Source organism: Corallococcus sp. AS-1-6 (assembly GCF_020037015.1).
Taxonomy (GTDB): domain Bacteria; phylum Myxococcota; class Myxococcia; order Myxococcales; family Myxococcaceae; genus Corallococcus.
The window spans coordinates 84,370-102,773 of record NZ_JAIQDE010000017.1; the positions used below are offsets into that span (position 1 = coordinate 84,370).

Annotated in this window: 19 protein-coding genes; 15 read left to right on the forward strand and 4 right to left on the reverse strand. The window is 68.8% G+C overall.

Annotated elements, in window-relative coordinates; all coding sequences use genetic code 11:
- The first annotated feature begins 1 nt into the window (after position 1).
- The 5 genes from K8612_RS23040 (at position 2) to K8612_RS23060 (ending at position 6,786) form a co-directional block, all read left to right on the forward strand.
- Positions 2 to 325: a hypothetical protein gene (locus K8612_RS23040; protein WP_223744639.1), complete on the forward strand. Its 324-nt coding sequence runs from the start codon at positions 2 to 4 to the stop codon at positions 323 to 325.
- 10 nt (positions 326 to 335) lie between these two features.
- Positions 336 to 1,025 carry a hypothetical protein gene (locus K8612_RS23045; protein ID WP_223744640.1) on the forward strand — a complete coding sequence of 230 codons (690 nt, stop codon included), beginning with the start codon at positions 336 to 338 and terminating at the stop codon, positions 1,023 to 1,025.
- 30 nt (positions 1,026 to 1,055) lie between these two features.
- A complete protein-coding gene (locus K8612_RS23050; RefSeq protein WP_223744641.1) occupies positions 1,056 to 1,346 on the forward strand; it encodes a hypothetical protein in 291 nt (96 codons plus the stop codon).
- A 53-nt stretch (positions 1,347 to 1,399) separates the two neighbouring features.
- Positions 1,400 to 4,294, forward strand: coding sequence for an isoleucine--tRNA ligase (gene ileS, locus K8612_RS23055; RefSeq protein WP_223763875.1), 2,895 nt, complete (start codon positions 1,400 to 1,402; stop codon positions 4,292 to 4,294).
- Between the two features lie 485 nt (positions 4,295 to 4,779).
- The gene (locus K8612_RS23060) at positions 4,780 to 6,786 is read left to right on the forward strand and encodes a hypothetical protein (protein ID WP_223763876.1); all 2,007 of its coding nucleotides are present in this window, start codon (positions 4,780 to 4,782) and stop codon (positions 6,784 to 6,786) included.
- Between the two features lie 33 nt (positions 6,787 to 6,819).
- Here K8612_RS23060 and K8612_RS23065 read toward each other — a convergent pair whose 3' ends face one another.
- On the reverse strand, positions 6,820 to 7,575 hold the full coding sequence (locus K8612_RS23065; protein ID WP_223763877.1) for a Mut7-C ubiquitin/RNAse domain-containing protein: 756 nt from the start codon (positions 7,573 to 7,575) through the stop codon (positions 6,820 to 6,822).
- A 239-nt stretch (positions 7,576 to 7,814) separates the two neighbouring features.
- On the opposite strand from K8612_RS23065, the gene K8612_RS23070 reads away from it, so the two are divergent.
- Entirely contained in the window at positions 7,815 to 9,041 is a 1,227-nt protein-coding gene (locus tag K8612_RS23070) for an endonuclease/exonuclease/phosphatase family protein (RefSeq protein ID WP_223763878.1), read from the forward strand.
- A gap of 65 nt (positions 9,042 to 9,106) precedes the next feature.
- On the opposite strand, the gene K8612_RS23075 is transcribed toward K8612_RS23070, so the two are convergent.
- Positions 9,107 to 9,466 (reverse strand): FAM210 family protein, encoded by a 360-nt coding sequence (locus K8612_RS23075; protein ID WP_223763879.1) that lies wholly within the window; start codon positions 9,464 to 9,466, stop codon positions 9,107 to 9,109.
- A gap of 141 nt (positions 9,467 to 9,607) precedes the next feature.
- On the opposite strand from K8612_RS23075, the gene lspA (K8612_RS23080) reads away from it, so the two are divergent.
- From lspA (K8612_RS23080) to K8612_RS23105, 6 genes are all read left to right on the forward strand, one after another.
- Positions 9,608 to 10,237: a signal peptidase II gene (lspA, locus tag K8612_RS23080; protein ID WP_223763880.1), complete on the forward strand. Its 630-nt coding sequence runs from the start codon at positions 9,608 to 9,610 to the stop codon at positions 10,235 to 10,237.
- A gap of 32 nt (positions 10,238 to 10,269) precedes the next feature.
- Entirely contained in the window at positions 10,270 to 10,884 is a 615-nt protein-coding gene (lspA, locus tag K8612_RS23085; protein ID WP_223744416.1) for a signal peptidase II, read from the forward strand.
- Between the two features lie 86 nt (positions 10,885 to 10,970).
- Positions 10,971 to 12,272, forward strand: coding sequence for a prolipoprotein diacylglyceryl transferase (locus K8612_RS23090; RefSeq protein WP_223763881.1), 1,302 nt, complete (start codon positions 10,971 to 10,973; stop codon positions 12,270 to 12,272).
- A gap of 40 nt (positions 12,273 to 12,312) precedes the next feature.
- Positions 12,313 to 13,413 (forward strand): MXAN_5187 C-terminal domain-containing protein, encoded by a 1,101-nt coding sequence (locus tag K8612_RS23095; RefSeq protein WP_223763882.1) that lies wholly within the window; start codon positions 12,313 to 12,315, stop codon positions 13,411 to 13,413.
- A gap of 13 nt (positions 13,414 to 13,426) precedes the next feature.
- Positions 13,427 to 13,942, forward strand: coding sequence for an HAD family hydrolase (locus K8612_RS23100; RefSeq protein ID WP_223744419.1), 516 nt, complete (start codon positions 13,427 to 13,429; stop codon positions 13,940 to 13,942).
- Positions 13,943 to 14,138: 196 nt separating this feature from the next.
- Positions 14,139 to 14,513 carry a hypothetical protein gene (locus K8612_RS23105; RefSeq protein WP_223744420.1) on the forward strand — a complete coding sequence of 125 codons (375 nt, stop codon included), beginning with the start codon at positions 14,139 to 14,141 and terminating at the stop codon, positions 14,511 to 14,513.
- 10 nt (positions 14,514 to 14,523) lie between these two features.
- Here the strand turns inward: K8612_RS23105 and K8612_RS23110 are convergent, their stop codons facing one another.
- Positions 14,524 to 15,357 carry an SDR family NAD(P)-dependent oxidoreductase gene (locus K8612_RS23110; RefSeq protein ID WP_223744421.1) on the reverse strand — a complete coding sequence of 278 codons (834 nt, stop codon included), beginning with the start codon at positions 15,355 to 15,357 and terminating at the stop codon, positions 14,524 to 14,526.
- 202 nt (positions 15,358 to 15,559) lie between these two features.
- Between K8612_RS23110 and K8612_RS23115 the strand changes: the two genes are divergently transcribed.
- The 3 genes from K8612_RS23115 to K8612_RS23125 are packed head-to-tail and all read left to right on the forward strand — an operon-like array spanning position 15,560 to position 17,477.
- Positions 15,560 to 15,790: a hypothetical protein gene (locus K8612_RS23115; RefSeq protein ID WP_223763883.1), complete on the forward strand. Its 231-nt coding sequence runs from the start codon at positions 15,560 to 15,562 to the stop codon at positions 15,788 to 15,790.
- Positions 15,787 to 16,704 carry a tetratricopeptide repeat protein gene (locus K8612_RS23120; RefSeq protein ID WP_223744423.1) on the forward strand — a complete coding sequence of 306 codons (918 nt, stop codon included), beginning with the start codon at positions 15,787 to 15,789 and terminating at the stop codon, positions 16,702 to 16,704. Before K8612_RS23115 ends, K8612_RS23120 begins: the two co-directional genes overlap by 4 nt.
- A 23-nt stretch (positions 16,705 to 16,727) precedes the next feature.
- Positions 16,728 to 17,477, forward strand: coding sequence for an SDR family NAD(P)-dependent oxidoreductase (locus K8612_RS23125; protein WP_223763884.1), 750 nt, complete (start codon positions 16,728 to 16,730; stop codon positions 17,475 to 17,477).
- On the opposite strand, the gene K8612_RS23130 is transcribed toward K8612_RS23125, so the two are convergent.
- Entirely contained in the window at positions 17,478 to 18,401 is a 924-nt protein-coding gene (locus tag K8612_RS23130; RefSeq protein ID WP_223763885.1) for a hypothetical protein, read from the reverse strand. It abuts the gene before it with no gap.
- Positions 18,402 to 18,404: the final 3 nt, after the last annotated feature.

Sequence of the window (18,404 nt, forward strand, 5' to 3'; positions counted from 1 at the left end):
GATGAAGATGCGAAGCCTGCTGTCGGGTGGAGTTCTGGCGTTCGTGCTGTGCCTGACGGCGTCCCCCGCGCGCGCGGACAGCAATTCGTGCAACACGGACTGCGCGACGAAGAACGGGGACACGCTCAACGCCTGCATCACCGCCTGTCCGGCGCCGAGCAGCCCGGGGGCGGCGAAGGACAGCAGCCGCACCTGCTCCGCGCGCTGCGCGCAGAAGTTCCAGGCCCAGTTCAACCAGTGCAAGTCCCGCTGCCCCAAGCCGGAGGGCGACACGGGGCCGAAGTCGGGCAAGTCCGTCAAGGCCGCGCGGTCGAACCGCGGTTAGGGGAGACGGGATGATGCGCGCGATTCGTGGGGCGGCCCTGGTGCTGGTGTTGGGGCTCTCCGCGCCTGCCTGGGCGCAGCGGGCCAACTTCACCTGGGACATCCCGAAGACCGTCAGCGTCGTGGACGTGCCGGGGCAGGTGGACGCCAACGGCGTGCCGGTGAAGCTGCTCGCGGTGCGCAGCAAGGAGAAGGCGCAGGTCATCCTCCAGAGCGTGGTGGACCGCTTCCTCTCCTGGGGCTTCGTGGTGCCGGAGGCGTACAAGCAGCCGCAGCTCCTGCGCGAGCCGATGGTGACCGCCATCGACACGCGCAACTTCATCTCCTACACGGCCATCCTCCAGGTGAACCCGGACAACACCACCACGGTGTTCCTGGGCCAGGCGAACCTGGGCGCCGCGAAGCCGCCCCAGCCCGCGGGGCTGCCCGTGTTCCCCGGCGGCTCCGGGGTGCTGACGGCGCAGACGGAGGGCGCGCACACGGTGAGCTACTCGGTGCCGGGCAAGACGACCGCGGACGTGGAGGCCTTCTACCGCGAGGTGCTCACCAAGGCGGGCTTCAAAGAGATCGAACCCCGCGTGTTCAAGTCCTCCACGGAGGAGGTCTCGCTCAAGCTGGCGGTCACCAAGGAAGGCCCGGTGGCGGTGCGGCTGGTGCGCCGGGCCGCGACGCCGGACGATGACATGCGCCCGGGCGAGTGACGCCAGCGGGCAACGGAAGACGGGAGTGACATGACGACGCGTATCGCGGTGCGGGGATGGCTGGGACTGATGGCGCTGGGAGCCGTGCTGGTGGCGCCCCAGGCGCTCGCGCAGACGTGCGACGAGAAGTGCTCCATCAACGCCGGCCCCACGATGCAGGCCTGTGTGAAGAAGTGCTCCGCCAAGGACAGGAACTGCACGGACAAGTGCACCAAGGCATTCCAGGCCGCGAAGGCGAAGTGCGCGAAGAAGTGTCCCAAGGGCAAGGGCAAGTCCACGCCCCAGCCGCACTCGCACGACCACGACGACCACGACGAGTGAGCCCCTGGCTGTGATTGAAGGACCGGCGGGAGGGTGTTACGGGCGCTGAAGCCATGAGCGACGCCCCCTCCCGCAAGGACCTCGACGCCACCGTCCACCTGCCGCGCACGGAGTTCCCCATGAAGGGGAACCTGGGCCAGCTCGAACCGCGCCTGCTCGCCTGGTGGCGGGAGCAGGACGTGTGGACGCGGTTGCTCCAGAAGAACGCGGGCCGTGAGCCCTTCGTGCTGGCGGACGGGCCGCCGTACGCCAATGGCCACCTGCACGCCGGGCATGCGCTCAACAAGGTGCTGAAGGACATCGTGGTGAAGTTCCGGAACCTCTCCGGACGTCCCTGCGACTTCATCCCCGGCTGGGACACCCACGGGCTGCCCATCGAGCAGGCGGTGGAGAAGCGCCTCAAGGAACAGACGCTGGACAAGCGCACGCTGTCGCGCGACGCGCTGCTGGAGCGCTGCCGCGAGTACGCGCTGGAGTTCGTGGACATCCAGCGCGCGGAGTTCCAGCGGCTGGGCGTCTTCGGGACGTGGGACGCGCCCTACCGGACGCTCGACTTCAGCTACGAGGCGCAGGAGGTCCGCGAGCTGGCCGCGTTCGCGCGCCGGGGCATGTTGTACCGGCGCAAGAAGCCCGTGGCGTGGTGCCTCCAGGACCAGACCGCGCTCGCGGAGGCGGAGGTGGAGTACGCGGAGCACACGTCACCGTCCGCGTACGTGGCCTTCGACGCGGGGCCGGCGCTGGTGGAGAAGCTGCCGCAGTTGAAGGGGCAGCGCGTGTCCTTCGTCATCTGGACCACCACGCCGTGGACGCTGCCGGCCAACCTGGCCATCGCGGTGAACCCGTCGTTCGAATACGTGTTCTACCGGCTGGAGGACCGCGTCCTCTGCGTGGCGAAGGACCTGCTGGCGAAGGTGCTGGCGGAGGTGAAGTCGGACGAGCTGGCCGTGAAGCACGTGCAGTTGCCCACGGGTGAGGTGTCGTCCCCGGCGCTGGTGGACCCATCCCGCATCCTCGCGTACGCGACGGGCGAGGACCTGGAGCACGTGACGTATCAGCACCCGTTCCTGGAGCGGCAGGGGCGCGTGGTGCTGGGCGAGCACGTCACGTTGGACGCGGGCACGGGGCTGGTGCACACGGCGCCGGGGCATGGCCAGGAGGACTACGAGGTCGGCCTGAAGTACGGCCTGGACATCTACAACCCGGTGCGCGCGGACGGCCGCTACGACGACACGGTGGGCGAGGTGCTCGCGGGCCGTCGCGTGTTCGAGGCGAACCCGGCGGTGCTGGACCTGCTGGTGCAGCGGGGCGCGCTGCTCAATGACAGGTCGGACACGCTCACGCACAGCTATCCGCACTGCTGGCGCTGCCACCAGCCGGTCATCCAGGCGGCGACCTATCAGTGGTTCATCCCCATGGACGCGCCGTTCCACGGCACGCGGACGTTCCGGCAGGTGGTGCTGGAGCAGGTGGACCAGGTGCGGTGGGTGCCGTCGTGGGGACAGTCGCGGATCCGCGGCATGCTGGAGGGCCGTCCGGACTGGTGCATCAGCCGGCAGCGGAGCTGGGGCGTGCCGATTCCCATCGCGTACTGCGACGGGTGCGACGACGCGGTGGTGTCCCCGGAGGTGATGGAGCGGGTGGCGGCGGCGGTGGAGAAGGAGGGCGCGGGCGTGTGGTACCGCACGCCGGTGAAGGAGTTCCTCGGTCAGGACTTCACGTGTCCGCGCTGCGGCAAGGGCGAGTTCCACCGCGAGACGGACATCCTGGACGTGTGGTTCGACTCGGCGTGCATGGCGTCCGCGGTGCTGGCGAAGCGGCAGCGCGTGCCGGCGGACCTGTTCCTGGAGGGGAGTGATCAGCACCGGGGCTGGTTCCATTCCTCGCTGCTGGTGTCGGTGGGCACGCGCGACGTGGCGCCCTACAAGGCGTGCCTGACGCACGGCTTCGTGGTGGATGGCCAGGGCGAGAAGATGTCCAAGAGCCGTGGCAACACGGTGGCGCCGGACAAGGTCATCCAGCAGTACGGCGCGGAGGTGCTGCGCCTCTGGGTGGCGGCGAGCGACTACCGCAACGACGTGCGCCTGTCGGACGCCATCCTCAAGGGCCTGTCGGAGGGCTACCGGAAGATCCGCAACACGCTGCGCTACGCGCTGGGCAACCTGCACGACTTCGACCCGGCGAAGGACGCGGTGGCACCGGACGCGCTGTTGCCCCTGGACCAGTGGGCGCGAGGACGGCTGGCGCAGGTGGCCGCGCGAGTGCGGCAGGCGTACGAGGATTATGAGTTCCACCTCGTCTACGCGACGGTGGTGGACTTCTGCGCCAATGATTTGTCGGCCGTGTACTTCGACATCCTGAAGGACCGGCTCTACACGGCGAAGCAGGGCGGGCCCGCGCGGCGGGGGGCGCAGACGGTGTTGCACGAGGTGCTCACGGTGCTGCTGCCGCTGCTGGCGCCGGTGATGAGCTTCACGGCGGAGGAGGCGTGGCAACACCTGCCGGGCGAGCGCGCGAAGAGCGTGTTCCTGGCGGGCTTCGCGGAGGTGAAGGCCACGATGCCGCCGGAGCTGGAGGCGCGCTACGCGAAGCTCTTCGCGGTGCGCAGCGCGGTGCAGGGCGTGCTGGAGGTGGCGCGGCGGGACAAGCGCATCGGCGCTTCGCTGGAGGCCCGTGTGGCGCTGAGTGCCACGGGCGCGGTGCGGGAGTTGCTGGAGGCGCACCTCGCGGAGCTGCCGGGGCTGTTCATCGTGAGTCAGGTGGAGCTGGTGGAGTCTCCGTCAGAGGCCGCGAAGGCGCTGGAGGTTTCACTGGCCTTGGGTGACGGAGCGTCCCTGTTCGCGGAAGTGCTTCCAGTGCTGGGTACCAAGTGCCCCCGCTGCTGGGTCTACTCGGAAGCGGTGGGGCAGGGGGGGGACATGTGCCTCAAATGCCGCGAGGCGTTGGGCTGAATCCAGGCGTGGATTGCAAGAAGAATCCCGCGCTGCTGACGGGCTCTGATGTGAGCGATGGAATAGGCAACTATATTTGCATGCCATCAATTCAGCGCTGACTTCTGTCAGGCAATGGGATAGTCCAGACGTCGAAGTACTTCGGCTGCTGCTGAGGGGGCGATCTCTTGTCGTTCAGGGAGTTGTGCGCGCTGATGCTAAAAATCCAGACATGTTCAATTCTTTCCTTGGGGCTCTTGGCTCTGTCGGCTTGTCAGGCTGCTTCTTCGCCTGACGGCGAGTTGGGGGCGATAAACACTGCGAAAGTCCAACAGGCAGTCGAAACGCCTGTGAGCAGGGTGACTGCCCAGGCCACATGGGTTGGCTATCTCAAGGTCCGGAGTCGGAGCAGTGGTTCTTGGACGACGCCGACGACTGCCAACCGTCAGTGGAAAAGCAGCTACAGCTTCGTCTCTCCCGTCGTGGTCACCATGATACCGGCGTCCATGTTCGCGCTGGTCGAAATCAAGCCTGGGTTCTCCAGCTTTGACCTCGTGGATGACTCCACCTTCCAGGGGACGTCGGTCCTGAAATATGACGCGAAGTGCTTCAGGGCAACGCCGGGGAACTTTGCGTTCATGCAGTTCCCCACGGACAGCAGTTATTCGTTCCAGCCTTCTCCATTCAACGGTTCTACGTGCTGGGGAACTGGCACCCAGGGAGACGTCACGACTCCGGCGAACATCGGGTGGCACGCGTACAACACGATGAGCTTCGCGAATGAGTTTGTTTTCCCTGTTCCTGCAGTGGATGCGCCCCTTCGACTGCATCACACGAAGCACTTCATCACGGTGGATGGTGCGATCGTCCAGAGCGTTCCCTCTCCGTTGCCCTATGGAACCATGCCTGTGGAGTGGGAGTTCGAGTGGGATCTGATGCCCGAAGATCCCGACGTCGATCTCGTTCTGAGCGCTGATGGCTACGAGAGCTGGTTGCCGAAGGCGACCATCTCTACCGGGGGGACGTCCCTGACCAGCACTGCGCAGATCGAGCCAGGCTCCACTTTGGTCGTCAAGGCGAAGGCCCAGCCCAAGGATCCGTCGTTGCCCGCAGTCGCGATGAAGCAGGTCACCTTCCTGCTCGGATCTTCAAGCCTCCCGGGCATCGCTATGAACAGGACGCCCCAGGATCTTGTGGTGAATGGCGACGATGCGGATTTGATTTTCGAGCAGGACCGTAACGCAGCATATGGACTCAATTCCGTAGATCCATTCACTGTCGAAACGCCGTTTGGTTCGTTCACCGAAGCGACCTCGGAGGTGTCTTCGTTCGACTTTGGTGGCTATGGGGAGATCATGGCGGTGGGGATTACGGAGAATGACCGCATGGTCTATTCGCGGATCAAGGACCCGTCCGCTACTCCAGGGTTCCCCCTTCCTCCTGTGGAGGGCCCGCTGCTTCTTCCCAAGCGCGTGGCCTCTTCGTACATCGCTGACTCGTGGAAGTTGGATGAGAACAGCATGCTCAAGCAGGATGACGACGATAGTGACGCGCTGCCCGCTTCAATGCAGAACACGCATCAAGGGGATGCTCTGTCGCTTTTCGAGGAGTACCGGGGCTTCATCGTAAAGGGCTCCCATGTCCGGACGAAGCCGTCTGAACCGGACTATTTTCTTGAAGACGAAATGAATACAGATGTGTCCATCGCAGGGATTGGCCGGTTCGCGAATGCGACAAACCTGAAGGTCCGCCTTCTTGGGAATATGGACTATCTATTGACGAGCCGAGTCATTAATGCCAATCATAAAGGCGGCGTGCATAATGGTAATAAGTATTTTGTGCGCATGAAGCTTGAGTCAGGACGCCAGGGGACGTCCGAAGCTGTCGGGGGACCCGGTACTCCCAAGTTCATCGACCGCATCGCAATCGCGGATGACACACGTGCCGGGACTTGGGTCTCCACTATTGCTCATGAGTTGGGGCACACCGCAAACCTCCCTCATCACGGTGAAGGTGGTTTCTTTACGGCGAAGTGGGGAAATCTTGATCAGTATAGCGAGGCCTGTGAAAGTCCGCTTAAGCCTGAGGGCGTGTACTCGAAGGGGAAGGTTCTGCTCATCAATCCTCCCAGTCTGACTCGACACGCTGCATTGCCTTATGAAGAGCCGAACGGAGTCATGGTTGGTGGCTCATGCCTTGAGAATGGTGTGGGAGGGCGCTTCAGTGGAGATGCGGATTGCATCATGCGTACCCCTCCCCAGGCCTTCATTCCAAATATTGATGGGCGCCGGATCGAACGCGAGTGGGTGACAGAACCCGAGGGGACCTCTCTTTGTGAGTCGCGTCTTGGGACTCGTTTCGAGGTTAACGACCCTCTTCCCAGATACGGCGATGCGGCGCCGGGCCGGGGGGAATGCGCTCGGAAGGTTTGTGTCAATGACAACCACGTGCATGCCAGCTATAGCCAGTCGGCCTGCACGCTACGACGGGATACGATTAGGTCCTGTCAGTAGTGCATGGGCCGGAACGGTCTTCCTGGATGTGACTCAGGAGGACTGTTCCAGCTTGCGCAGCGTCTCCACCAGCTTCTGCATGCGTTCATGGTGCGTGCCGGGCCAGAAGACGCGCTGGCAGCCGGGGCACTGCTGGAAATGGCTGTGGCGTTGGGTCACGCCTTCCGGGACGCGGCCCTGCACTTCTTCCGGCGTCGCGGTGGACAGCGGCGCGTTGCAGGCGATGCAGCGGGAGAAGGGCCTCATGCGCGACGTCAGGCCGTACCTCCGCACCACCTCCACCAACTGGTGCGCTGGATCCGTCTCCCGCGGGTAGTAGCCCAGCACCACCTCCGAGCGCTTCAGCACGCCCAGGTCCCGGGTCAGCAGCACCCGCGCTTCGTCGCGGGACACGCGCGCCAGCGTGTCGTCTGGGGAGTCGTTGCGCCAGAGCGTGTCGAAGCCGAGCATCCGCAGGAAGCCGGACAGCCTCCCCAACCCCACGTCCAGGATGAAGCGCGGCATGTCCGGGAGGGGCGGGCCTACTCGTGCCACCCGCGGCGCTGACGGATCCGACGCCGGATACACGTCAATGCGTGTGTCCGCTTCCGCCCTGTCCCCGAAGCCCACCGGCTCGCCGTCCACCAACACCACGTCCACCTCCGGATGCGGCGGACCCAGCGACTCGATGAGGTCCTTCACGGACGGGCTGCCCTGCAGGACGTGCGTGAACGTCTGCCCCCGGCGCTCCGGTGCGACGAAGTCGTTCAGTGCGCCGTGGATCCGCACCGTGAGCTGCCGTGATGACATCCTGGACTCCTTGTGTCCTGCTGCGTCGTAGCCGGCGCCCTGATGTCTTCCTTTGAATCCCCGCCTTCCCCAGCTACGGGCCGGTGAAACTCTCGGATTCTTGAAACACGATGATGCAATCCTCACGGGCGGTCAGGGGACAGCCTTCCTGCAAACTTCTATAATCACGCGCCAGTCGGCGTGCCGAAGCCGATGGGTCACCCCCTCGACACCCTCGGAAGCAAGGATCCAGGCCTCGTATGGCAATAAAGCTCTCCCCGTTCCTCCGCCCCTTCCTGGCGCTGGGTTTCCTGGCGCTCGCATGCGGCGAGGGTGACGAGCCCATCCCGCCTCCGGACGCGGGGACCTCCTCCGATGCCGGGACCCGCCCTGACGCGGGCACCACCGAGGATGCGGGCTCCGACGCGGGAGGGTCCACGGACGACGCGGGCACCACCGAGGACGCTGGGACCGACGTGGATCCGGGCACCGATGATGCCGGCACCACGGAGGATGCTGGCACCACGGAGGACGCTGGCACCACGACCGACGCGGGCACGACGACCGACGCTGGCACCACGACCGACGCGGGCACCACGACCGACGGGGGCACGACGACCGACGCTGGCACGACGACCGACGCGGGCACCACGACGGACGCGGGCACGACGGATGGCGGCTCGGACTCCGAGGCTGGCTACACGCAGATCCGCCTGATGGCCGCCAATCTCACCAGCGGCAACGGCCAGGACTACGACCCCGGCCACGGCATCCGGCTGATGCAGGGCGTGAAGCCCGACGTCGTGATGATCCAGGAGTTCAACTACAAGACGGACTCGGCGGCGGACATCCGCGCCATGGTCGATACGACCTTCGGCCCGGGCTTCTACTACTACCGCGAGACCGGCGCGCAGATCCCCAACGGCATCATCAGCCGCTTCCCCATCATCGACTCGGGTGAATGGACGGACACCCAGGTGTCCAACCGCGACTTCGCCTGGGCCCGCATCGACATCCCGGGCCCGCGCGACCTCTGGGTCGTCAGCGTGCACCTGCTCACCAGCGGCTCCGGCGTCCGCAACACGGAGGCCACCAACCTGGTGAAGTACATCAAGGCCAACGTCCCGGAGAGCGACTACCTGACCATCGGCGGCGACTTCAACACCGACTCCCGCTCCGAGTCGTGCATCACCACCTTCAAGCAGGTGGTCGACACCGCGGGCCCGCACCCCGTGGACAAGAACGGCAAGGACGGCACCAACGCCAGCCGCAGCAAGCCCTATGACCACGTGCTCGTGGACGCCGACCTGCGCCAGTACCAGGTGCCCACCGTCATCGGGAGCAGCACCTTCACCAACGGCCTGGTGCTCGACAGCCGCGTGTACACGCCCATCTCGGAGATCTACCCGGCGATGAACACCGACAGCGGCGCGTCCAACATGCAGCACATGGGCGTCATCAAGACGTTCCGCACGCCCAACTTCTAACGGGCGCTCCGGAAGGCAACGCGGGCCGGTCATCGGGAGCTCCCCGGTGCCCGGCCCGTGCCGTTTCAGAGCATGTCGCTCCACTTGTGCCGGTGGCGCTCCAGGAAGCGGGCCACCGGCGGGATGCGCGCCACCAGCGGCGTCAGCACGAACACCGCGCCCAGCCGCAGCGGCTTGATGACCTGCGTGGCCACGTAGGCCGCGCCCCACGCCCCCGCCTGCTCCCCCGCGCCCTCCGGGCGGAAGCCGGCGCGGATGGCCGCCCAGAAGCCCACCATCGACAGGCCGAAGCTCAGCCAGTACAGGGCGAAGGCCACCGGGCCGTACTCCAGCAGCAACGCCTTGAAGCGAGCCATCAACGGCGGCTTCGCCGCGGGGGGCGTGGTGGTTTCGGGTGGGGCGATGTCGGGAGTGGAAGGTTTCACGTCGGGCTCAACAGGCGCCATGGGCGCACCATGCCCGAAACGGGCGGACTCCGGGAGGGAGAGGGCAGGCGGGCCGGCGGCCTGCGGCCCGGGTCCGGGTTGTCAGGGCTCCCGGGGGCGCGATAGAGGTTCGGACACCCCATGAAAGCCTCCCTCCGTCTCCTCCTCGTGGTGGTCCTCGCCGTGCTGGCGGCGGATCAGGTGACCAAGTACCTGGCCGTGTCCCGGCTGACGGAGGCGCTGGATGGACGCAGCGGCCTGTCGCGCGTGTCCGGCTTCCTGAGCGAGCGGAACCTGGACAACGACCCTCCGGTGGAGGGCGTGTTCCGCAAGAACACCCGGCCGTACCGCTTCATCGAGGACTACTGGCACTTCCGCTACGTGGAGAACCCGGGCGCGGCGTGGGGCATGTTCTCCAGCCTGCCGGAGACGGCGCGCAAGGCGTTCTTCCACGTGGTGAGCCTGGTGGCGCTGGGCTTCATCCTGACGCTGTACCGGAAGACGGAGCCGTCGCAGAAGCTGGTGCGCGTGGCGCTGGCGCTCATCACCGGCGGCGCGCTGGGCAACTTCGTGGACCGGCTCATCCGGGGCTACGTCATCGACTTCATCGACTGGCACTGGCGCAACCAGCCGGGCATGCGCTGGCCCACGTTCAACGTGGCGGACGCGGCCATCTGCGTGGGCGTGGCGCTGATGCTGCTGGACTCGCTGCGCCGTCCGGAAGCCGCCGCCGCGCAGCCGCTGCCCCAGGGCAGCAGCCCGCAGCCGTGACGCGCGGGGGTGGGCTGGTATAAGCCCTCTCCGTGCCGCGCAAATACGTCATCCTCCTCGCCCTCACGCTGGGCGTCATCGTGCTGGACCAGTGGACGAAGTACCTGGTCGTGCGCGACCTCACCACCCGCTTCGACGGGGCCACCACCCTGTCGGAGCGGCTGGGCGCGTTCTACTCGCCCGCGCAAGAACCGGGCTTCCGGGGCCTGCACTTCCAGCCGAAGACGCACGTGGAGGTGGCGGAGAACTTCTTCCGCCTGCGCTACGCGGAGAACCCGGGCGCGGCGTGGGGCATGTTCCGCGACCTGCCGCCGCACCTGCGCGGCCCGCTCTTCCACCTGGTGAGCCTCGGCGCGGTGCTGCTCATCGTCTTCTACTTCCGGAAGCTGTCCGGCACGGACCCCACGGAGGTGTGGGCGCTGTGGGGCCTGCCGCTGGTGCTGGGCGGCGCGCTGGGCAACTACATCGACCGCGTGGCGCGGGCCTTCGTCATCGATTTCCTGGAGGCCCATTGGTACGACAAGGCCGCCTGGCCGTCGTTCAACGTCGCGGACATGGCCATCTGCATCGGCGTGGGCATGCTCGTGGTGGATGCCTTCGTGCGCAAGGAGAAGCCGGAGTCCTCCACTCCCGCGAAGGCCGCGTAGTGGCGTGACGGGGCGGGGAATGTCCCTGCCGCCCGTCCCGGTTGTCCCCGCCGTTCGTCCGGGCCGCCCGGGCCAGAGGTCCCCCCATGCTCCCCGTCCTGCTGCGCCTGTCCTTCACCACGCTGTGGATGCAGCTCCTGCTGTACGCCGCCGCGGTGGGGGTGGTGGCCTCCGTCGCCGTCAACGGCTGGAAGGGCACGCTGGGGCCGGTGGACGAGAAGACGGGCCAGGAGGGCCCCGCGCCGCTCCAGGACAAGCTCCTGCGCGCGGTGGGGTTCGCGGCGGTGGGCGGCTTCCTCGCGTACTTCGGCCTGAAGTACGCGCTGCCCGCGGACGCGTTCCCCGGCGGCAAGGGCGAGGGCATCCCGCTGCACACCTACGGCCTGCTGCTGGCCCTGGGCTTCTCCACCGCGGTGGCGGTGGCGGGCCGGCTGGCGCAGGACGAGTGGCGCCGCGTGACGTTGGTGCCGGGCAGGGGCTGGGTGGACACGGAGGGGCCCCAGAAGCGCGAGCAGGTGATGGACCTGGCGTTCTGGGTCCTGGTGGGCGGGCTCGTGGGCAGCCGCGTGCTGTTCGTGCTGGTGAACTGGCAGGACTACGCGCGCGACTGGACGCAGGTCTTCTCCCTGGGCGGCGGGCTGGTGTTCTACGGCGGCCTCATTGGCGCGGGGCTGGCGGCGTTCCTCTTCGCCCGCAGGTACGACCTGGACTTCCTGCGGCTGGCGGACGTGTGCATCCCCACCGTGTCGCTGGGGCAGTGCCTGGGGCGCCTGGGGTGCTTCTCCGCCGGGTGCTGCTGGGGCGACATGGCCGGGAGCCACTCGCACACGGGCGTCACCTTCCCGGGCTCCGGGCTGGCCCAGGACCTGTTTGGCCGGCTGGGGGGCGCGTCCAGCCTGGCGTATGGCTCGCAGGCGGGTGACGGCCGCTTCGTGGTGGAGTCCACCGGGCAGGTGCTGCACGAGTGGGCGCCGGGCGCGGTGCGCATCTCCGACTGGGTGGCCCAGCATGGCACGACGCTGCCGGTGTACCCCACGCAGCTCTTTGAGTCGGTGGGCCAGTTGGTGCTCTTCGTGGCGCTCCTGTACGCGCGCCGCTTCCGCCGCTTCCACGGGCACATCTTCGCCCTGTGGCTGATGGCCTACGCCTGCCTGCGCACCACGGTGGAGCTGTTCCGGGGCGACGTGGAGCGCGGCACCCTGCACGGCCTGCTGGAGTCGCTGGGGGCCCAGGGGCTGGCCGGGGCGGTGCCCCTGGAGGCCTGGTACAACGTGTCCACCAGCCAGTTCATCTCCCTGTGCATGTTCACGTTCGGTGCGCTGCTGATGGCGCGCCACCGACCGGCGGGTGAGGCCGCTGGCCTGGGGCCTACACCGTCGGCGGCCTGAGGTTGCGAGCCGCGCCCGGGTTGGGGACACTCCCGGGAACATGCCGCCGCCCGACAACGCACGGCCCGCCGCCAAAGGTGGGGCCCGGCCCGCGCAACAGGACGCCAGTTCCTCCAGCGAAGCCGCCCTCCAGCAATGCGAGGAGCTGGAGGCGGCCATCGCGGAGCTGCGCCACAGCTACGAGCAGTACTTCCTGGGCATGGAGCGGCAGGCGCCCATCCGCGCGCATGAGGACCTGAAGAAGCGGATGTTGAAGCTCAAGGGCGCCTTCATCCGCAGCACGTCGGTGAAGTTCCGCGTGCAGAGCCTCCACAACAAGTTCCTCACCTACGAGCGGCTGTGGACGCGCACGCTCCAGGAGATTGAAGCCGGCACCTACCGCCGCGACCTGGCCAAGGCCCGCCGCCGCGCCGGGACGAAGCAGGCCGGCGCCACGGGCGACCGCCCGAAGGGCGTGGTGGAGCTGCCCGAAGAAGTCGACGACATGGACTTCGAGGAGATTGAGGAGCTCACCGGCCGCCGCCCCATCAACGAGCCGAAGCTCGCCTCGGAGTACCTGGAGGCGCAGGCCCCGAGCGGCACGCCCTTCCGGGGGACTCCGGCGGTGGCGCCCGTCGCGGCGCAGCCGGCCGGCGCGCCCCGGGGCACGCCCGCGGGGCTGGTGCCGCCGAAGCAGTCGGTCCCGGCGGTGTCGCCCGTGAGCGGGCTGCCCTCCATCGCGCCCGTGGGGACCCCGGCGGCGGGGACGTCGAAGCTGCCGTCCGTGACGCCGGCGGTGGCCGCGGGCGGGACTCCGGCGGCGGGACGTCCGGCGGTGCCTCCGGGCATGGCCACCAAGGCTCCGGTGGCGGCCCCCCAGCAGCCCGCGCGTCCGGCGGCTCCTGCCGCGGCGGCGCCCCGTCCCGCGGCGGCCGGCCCCGGTGGCGGCATGTCCGACGACAAGCTGCGCGCGGTGTACGACGCGTACGTCACCGCGAAGCGCCGCTGCCAGGAGGACACGTCCAAGCTGTCCTACGAGTCGGTGGCCGCCACGCTGCGCAAGCAGGTGCCGGAGCTGCTCAAGCAGCACAACGCGAAGGCCGTGGAGTTCAAGGTCGTCATCAAGGACGGCAAGGCCTCGCTCAAGGCCGTGCCCAAGTAGCGAAAGGCGCGGCATGAACCACGACCTGGAGTCGCTCAAGGCGCGGGTGGCGCGCCTGTCGGTGATGATCTTCGACATCGACGGCACGCTCACCGACGGCCGCATCTTCTGGGTGCCCAACTCCGGCTGGACGCAGATGTACAGCGTGCGTGACGGCATGGGCATCAAGCGTCTCCAGGAAGCGGGCATCGAGGTGGCCGCCATCTCCGGCGGCGACAGCCTCTCCGCGCAGATGCGCATGCAGTCGCTGGGCTTGCGCCACGTGCACTTCGGCAGCCAGGACAAGGTGGCGCACTTCGAGAAGCTGCTCGGCATCCTCGACGTGTCCGCCGAGCACTGCGGCTACATGGGGGACGAGGTGGTGGACCTGCCGCTGCTCAACGCGGTGGGCTTCTCCGCCACCGTGCCGGAGGCGCCGGACGAGGTGCGCGCGCAGGTGCACTACGTGGCCCAGCGCGCCGCGGGCTTCGGCGCCGCGCGCGAGGTGTGTGAGTTCATCCTGAAGCACCGGGCGCGCTCCGCGCCCTGAGGGTGGATTCACAGCCTTCCTGCCCCACCGTCAAACCGGTGGGATGGGAAAGATGCCCAAACGTTCGCTCCTGGAAACGCCTACCTCCCGGCCTGGCGTTCGGGTTGTCGCTCCCAGGGCCCGTTCCTACCTTGCGCTGCCTGGACGGCCGGTGCACGGCCCGAGACACCTGGGAGGCGACGTGGGGATGCGGCGGATGTGGCTCGGACTGGCGGTGGCCGTGGGGCTCGCCGTCTCCACCGGATGCGGGCAGTCCCCCGAGGACTCCGAGGCGCGGCTCGCGGTCCTGGAGGCCGAAGGTCAACAGATGGACCAGGCCCTGGACGCGGTCGAGGACCGGCTGTTGGGCAGCCAGGGCCGGCTCGCCATGTGGAACGAGCTGGGGCGGCGCCACCAGGAGGTGAGCGCCATCCAGTGCAAGGTGGCCGACGCCCACATGGCCGCCATCCTCAAGCACGAGGACAAACAGAACCAGAAGGCGCGGGTGGTCAAACAGCGCAACTCGATGGCGTCCGTGGACACCGCCGTGCTCACGTCCGGCAAGGCGCCCTCGCGGCAGCGCAGCAACTGAGCTTCGGTTTCTAGCCGGGGATGCGCGCGGTGTGCTCGCGCATGCGCTTCTCCACCGCGATGACGCCCCGGAGGAAGATGCCGGGCGCCAGCCGCCGCAGCCGCCAGAACCAGCGCGCATCCGCCATGGGCAGCACGTGCGGCGCGTTCCGGTCCACCGCCTTGAGCAGCCGCGCGGCGACCCACTCCGGTCCGATTTTCGACTGGTCCACCAGCTTCACGCTCATGCGGCGCGTCTCCGGGTCGGAGTAGGGCGCGGCCGCGGCGGCGATGTTCGTGCGGAAGAACGTGGGGCACGCCACCGTGACGCCCAGCCCCAGCGGCCGCAGCTCCGCGTAGAGCGTCTCCGACAGCGCGACCACGGCCGCCTTGGACGTGTTGTAGGCCGCCAGGTTCGGCGCGTACACGAGCCCCGCCGCGGACGCGATGTTGAGCACGTGCCCGGAGCCCTGCTTCTTCAGCCGGGGCACGAACGCGTGGCAGCCGTGGATGACGCCCCACAGGTTCACGTCCAGCACGCGCTTCCACTCCGACAGGGGCAGCGTGCCCACCGCGCCGCCGGTGGCGACGCCCGCGTTGTTCACCACCAGGTCCACGCCGCCGAACGCCTCGTCCGTGGCGCGCGCCAGCGCCTCCACCGCGTCCGGGTCCGTCACGTCGCACGGGTGCACGCGCGCCTCGCCGCCCAGCGCCGTGACGCGGCGGGCGGTCTCCTCCGCGCTGGCCGCGTTCATGTCCGACACCATGACGCGCGCCTGACGGGCCGCCAGCGCTTCACACAGCGCGCGGCCCAGGCCACTGCCGGCGCCCGTCACCACCGCGCGAGGACGAGAGGGAAGGCTCATGGTTCAGGGCTCCTGGGGAAAAGAGGGGGAGGGCGTGACGCGACAGGGCTAGCACGGAGGGCGAAACGCGGCCATGCGCGGGTGCTCGCCGCCCCGGGTAAATCCTGTTTCCCGACGGGCGGGCAGGCGGGCGCACGGTTCGTGACCCGGGGGCGGAAGTTGGCTAGAACCCACGGCCGTGCAACGCGCCTTGGTGGCAGCAATGGCGGTCGCGGCGGCGGCGCTCCTGGGATGCAACGACCTGGAGAACTGCGGCTCGACGCCGGTGGACATCACCCGGACCGACGGGGGCCTCTACCGTTGCGTGACGTCCGAGGACTGCCCCAGGACGTCGCGCGTCTCCGTGTGCGTGACGGACGTCTCCTCGGAGCGCGAGTGCGTGCGCTGTGACGAGACGCGCTGCGTGCGCCTCATCCCGGAGGCGTGCCAATGACGCGACTGTCGCGCTGGGCGTGCGTCCTGGCGGTGGGGGCGCTCGCCGTCACGGGGTGCCGCGACAAGCCGGTGGACCACATGCAGCGCGCCCGCGACGCCATCTTCGAGAAGCGTCCGGACGAAGCGCTGGTGGAGTACCGCAAGGCCTACGAGATGCTGCTGCGCGACGAGTCCCCGGAGGCGCTGGTGATGCGCGCCCGGGCGCTCAAGGGCGCCGCCGACGTGTACTGGCTGGAGCAGCGCAAGGTGAAGGAGGCGGTGAGCGTCTACCGCCAGCTCATCCAGCAGTGCCCGGAGTCCCCGGAGGCGCTGGACGCGCGCATCATCCTGGCGGAGCTTCTGCGGGTGCACTACCGCGACCTGCGCGGCTCCATTGATCAGCTCACCGCCGCGCTGCACCGCAACCCGCCGCAGAGCGCGGAGCTGCAGTACCAGGTGGCCAAGACGTACTTCGAGCTCCAGGACTATCCGCAGTGCGAGCTGGAGGCGAAGAAGCTGCCGGACCGCTTCGCCACCAGCCCCTACGTGGACGACGCGCTCTTCCTCCAGGCGCAGGCCCTGGCCATGGTGGAGGGCAAGCGCCAGGAGGCCCTGAAGACGTACGCGGACCTGCGCACGCGCTTCCCGGACTCGGAGCTGGCGCCGTACGCCCTCTTCGAGATGGGCAAGCTGCGCGCGGACGCGGGTGACAACGAGAAGGCCATCGAGACCTGGGTGGAGTGCCTCAAGACGCACCCCGACCCGACGCTCGTGCAGGACGCCATCGCCCGGGCGCGCCGCCGCCTGGCCAACCTCACGGTGGAGGGGATTGGCAAGAAGGAGGTGGCGTTCGACCGCAGCAAGCAGGCGCGCACCTCCGTGGAGGCCATGGGGGGCAGCGCCGAGGAAGCCGCCCGGGACCGCGGCGACTGACTTCTCGCGTGGGAGGCATTCACATGAACGTGCTGGTGACAGGGGCCACGGCGGGCATCGGGCAGGCCATCGCGCGCCGCTTCGTGAAGGAGGGCGCGCGCGTCATCGCTACCGGGCGGCGGAGCGACCGGCTGGAGGCGCTCCAGGCGGAGCTGGGCGAGCGGCTGCTGCCGGTGACGCTGGACGTGACGGACAAGGCGGCGGTGAAGGCGGCGTTCGCCTCGCTGCCGGCGGACTTCGCGCCGGTGGACGTCCTGGTGAACAACGCGGGGCTCGCGCTGGGGATGGAGCCCGCGCAGGCGGCACGGCTGGAGGACTGGGACGTGGTGGTGGACACCAACGTGAAGGGCCTCCTGTACTGCACGCGCGAGGCGCTCGCGGGCATGGTGGCGCGCGACCGGGGGCACGTCATCAACATCGGCTCCATCGCGGGCGAGTTCCCGTACCCCGGCGGCAACGTGTACGGCGCGACGAAGGCGTTCGTGCACCAGTTCACGCTCAACCTGCGCGCGGACCTGCACGGCACCGCCGTGCGCGTCACGGACATCCAGCCGGGGCTGTTGGGCGGCACGGAGTTCTCGAACGTGCGCTTCCGCGGCGACGACGCGAAGGCCGCCGCGCTCTACGACAAGACGCAGCCGCTCACGCCCGAGGACGTCGCGGACACGGTGTACTGGGTGGCCACGCGCCCGGCGCACGTGAACATCAACGTCATCTCCCTGATGCCGGTGGTGCAGGCCTTCGGGCCGCTGCTGGTGAAGCGCGGCGGCTAGCTAGCCCGGCACGGGCAGCGCGGCTTCCAGGAGCGGCGCGGGCACCGACGGGTCGTCCGCGTCCGCCACCAGCAGCACGTGGACGCGGCCGCCCTCCACGCGCGCGTCCACGCCCTCCAGCTTCACGGGCGCGTCCACCGCGTCCAGGTACACGGGCGTGCCGTCCGGCGCGAGCACGCCCACCGCCGAGCCCTTCACCGGCCCATCCGCCACGCGGTCGCGCGAGGCCTCCGCCGTGGCGGTGAACACCACGCGCCCGTCCGGCAGCGGCGAGGCGTCCGTGAAGGACAGCCGGACGCCGTTGGCCTCGCCCAGCTCCCAGCGGCGCACGGTGCGCACGGCCTCCGGCCCCATCACGCCCGCGTCCAGGCTGCCCAGCACGCGGTCCAGGTCCAGGTCCACCAGCGCGTCCACGCCGCCCTCGCCGTTGCCCCGGTTGAGCAGCCGCAGCCGCTTGCCCGCCACCGCCGCGCCCTCCACGTTGAGCGCCACCAGCTCGCGCTCCAACTGCGTGTAGAGGGACGTGCAGTCCACCGTGCGCGGTTCGCCCGCGAGCGTCCCGTCCGCGTTCAGGGGCAGCACCGACGCGCGGCGCCGCGCGGGCGTGGACCCCGAGGGCAGGGCCAGCAGCGCCCCGTGCGCGAAGGACGCGGACGGGCCCAGCCGGCACAGCGCCTCCAGGTCCGGCTTCGCCGCCTTGCGCTCCGCGTGCCCCTCCGGGAGCTCCCCGGGGAAGAGGCGCACGGTGTGGCCCGGCGCGTCCCCCGTGGCGGGGAACACGGCCAGGTGGAGCGCGTCGTCCGCGACGACGTAGAGCCAGTCCCCGGCGCGCACCAGGCCGCTGGCGGCGGAGACGTGCGCGGGGCGGCCGGGGGACTCGGGCCGGGCGAGGGTGAGCGTGCGGCGGCGGGTGGTGGGAATCATGGG

Excerpts from the sequence above, each read along its gene's own strand:
- K8612_RS23040 (WP_223744639.1), top strand. The coding sequence starts at position 2 with ATGAAGATGCGAAGCCTGCTGTCGGGTGGAGTTCTGGCGTTCGTGCTG.
- K8612_RS23045 (WP_223744640.1), top strand. The coding sequence starts at position 336 with ATGATGCGCGCGATTCGTGGGGCGGCCCTGGTGCTGGTGTTGGGGCTC.
- K8612_RS23050 (WP_223744641.1), top strand. The coding sequence starts at position 1,056 with ATGACGACGCGTATCGCGGTGCGGGGATGGCTGGGACTGATGGCGCTG.
- ileS (WP_223763875.1), top strand. The coding sequence starts at position 1,400 with ATGAGCGACGCCCCCTCCCGCAAGGACCTCGACGCCACCGTCCACCTG.
- K8612_RS23060 (WP_223763876.1), top strand. The coding sequence starts at position 4,780 with ATGTTCGCGCTGGTCGAAATCAAGCCTGGGTTCTCCAGCTTTGACCTC.
- K8612_RS23065 (WP_223763877.1), bottom strand. The coding sequence starts at position 7,575 with ATGTCATCACGGCAGCTCACGGTGCGGATCCACGGCGCACTGAACGAC.
- K8612_RS23070 (WP_223763878.1), top strand. The coding sequence starts at position 7,815 with ATGGCAATAAAGCTCTCCCCGTTCCTCCGCCCCTTCCTGGCGCTGGGT.
- lspA (WP_223763880.1), top strand. The coding sequence starts at position 9,608 with ATGAAAGCCTCCCTCCGTCTCCTCCTCGTGGTGGTCCTCGCCGTGCTG.
- K8612_RS23090 (WP_223763881.1), top strand. The coding sequence starts at position 10,971 with ATGCTCCCCGTCCTGCTGCGCCTGTCCTTCACCACGCTGTGGATGCAG.
- K8612_RS23095 (WP_223763882.1), top strand. The coding sequence starts at position 12,313 with ATGCCGCCGCCCGACAACGCACGGCCCGCCGCCAAAGGTGGGGCCCGG.
- K8612_RS23100 (WP_223744419.1), top strand. The coding sequence starts at position 13,427 with ATGAACCACGACCTGGAGTCGCTCAAGGCGCGGGTGGCGCGCCTGTCG.
- K8612_RS23105 (WP_223744420.1), top strand. The coding sequence starts at position 14,139 with ATGTGGCTCGGACTGGCGGTGGCCGTGGGGCTCGCCGTCTCCACCGGA.
- K8612_RS23110 (WP_223744421.1), bottom strand. The coding sequence starts at position 15,357 with ATGAGCCTTCCCTCTCGTCCTCGCGCGGTGGTGACGGGCGCCGGCAGT.
- K8612_RS23115 (WP_223763883.1), top strand. The coding sequence starts at position 15,560 with ATGGCGGTCGCGGCGGCGGCGCTCCTGGGATGCAACGACCTGGAGAAC.
- K8612_RS23120 (WP_223744423.1), top strand. The coding sequence starts at position 15,787 with ATGACGCGACTGTCGCGCTGGGCGTGCGTCCTGGCGGTGGGGGCGCTC.
- K8612_RS23125 (WP_223763884.1), top strand. The coding sequence starts at position 16,728 with ATGAACGTGCTGGTGACAGGGGCCACGGCGGGCATCGGGCAGGCCATC.
- K8612_RS23130 (WP_223763885.1), bottom strand. The coding sequence starts at position 18,401 with ATGATTCCCACCACCCGCCGCCGCACGCTCACCCTCGCCCGGCCCGAG.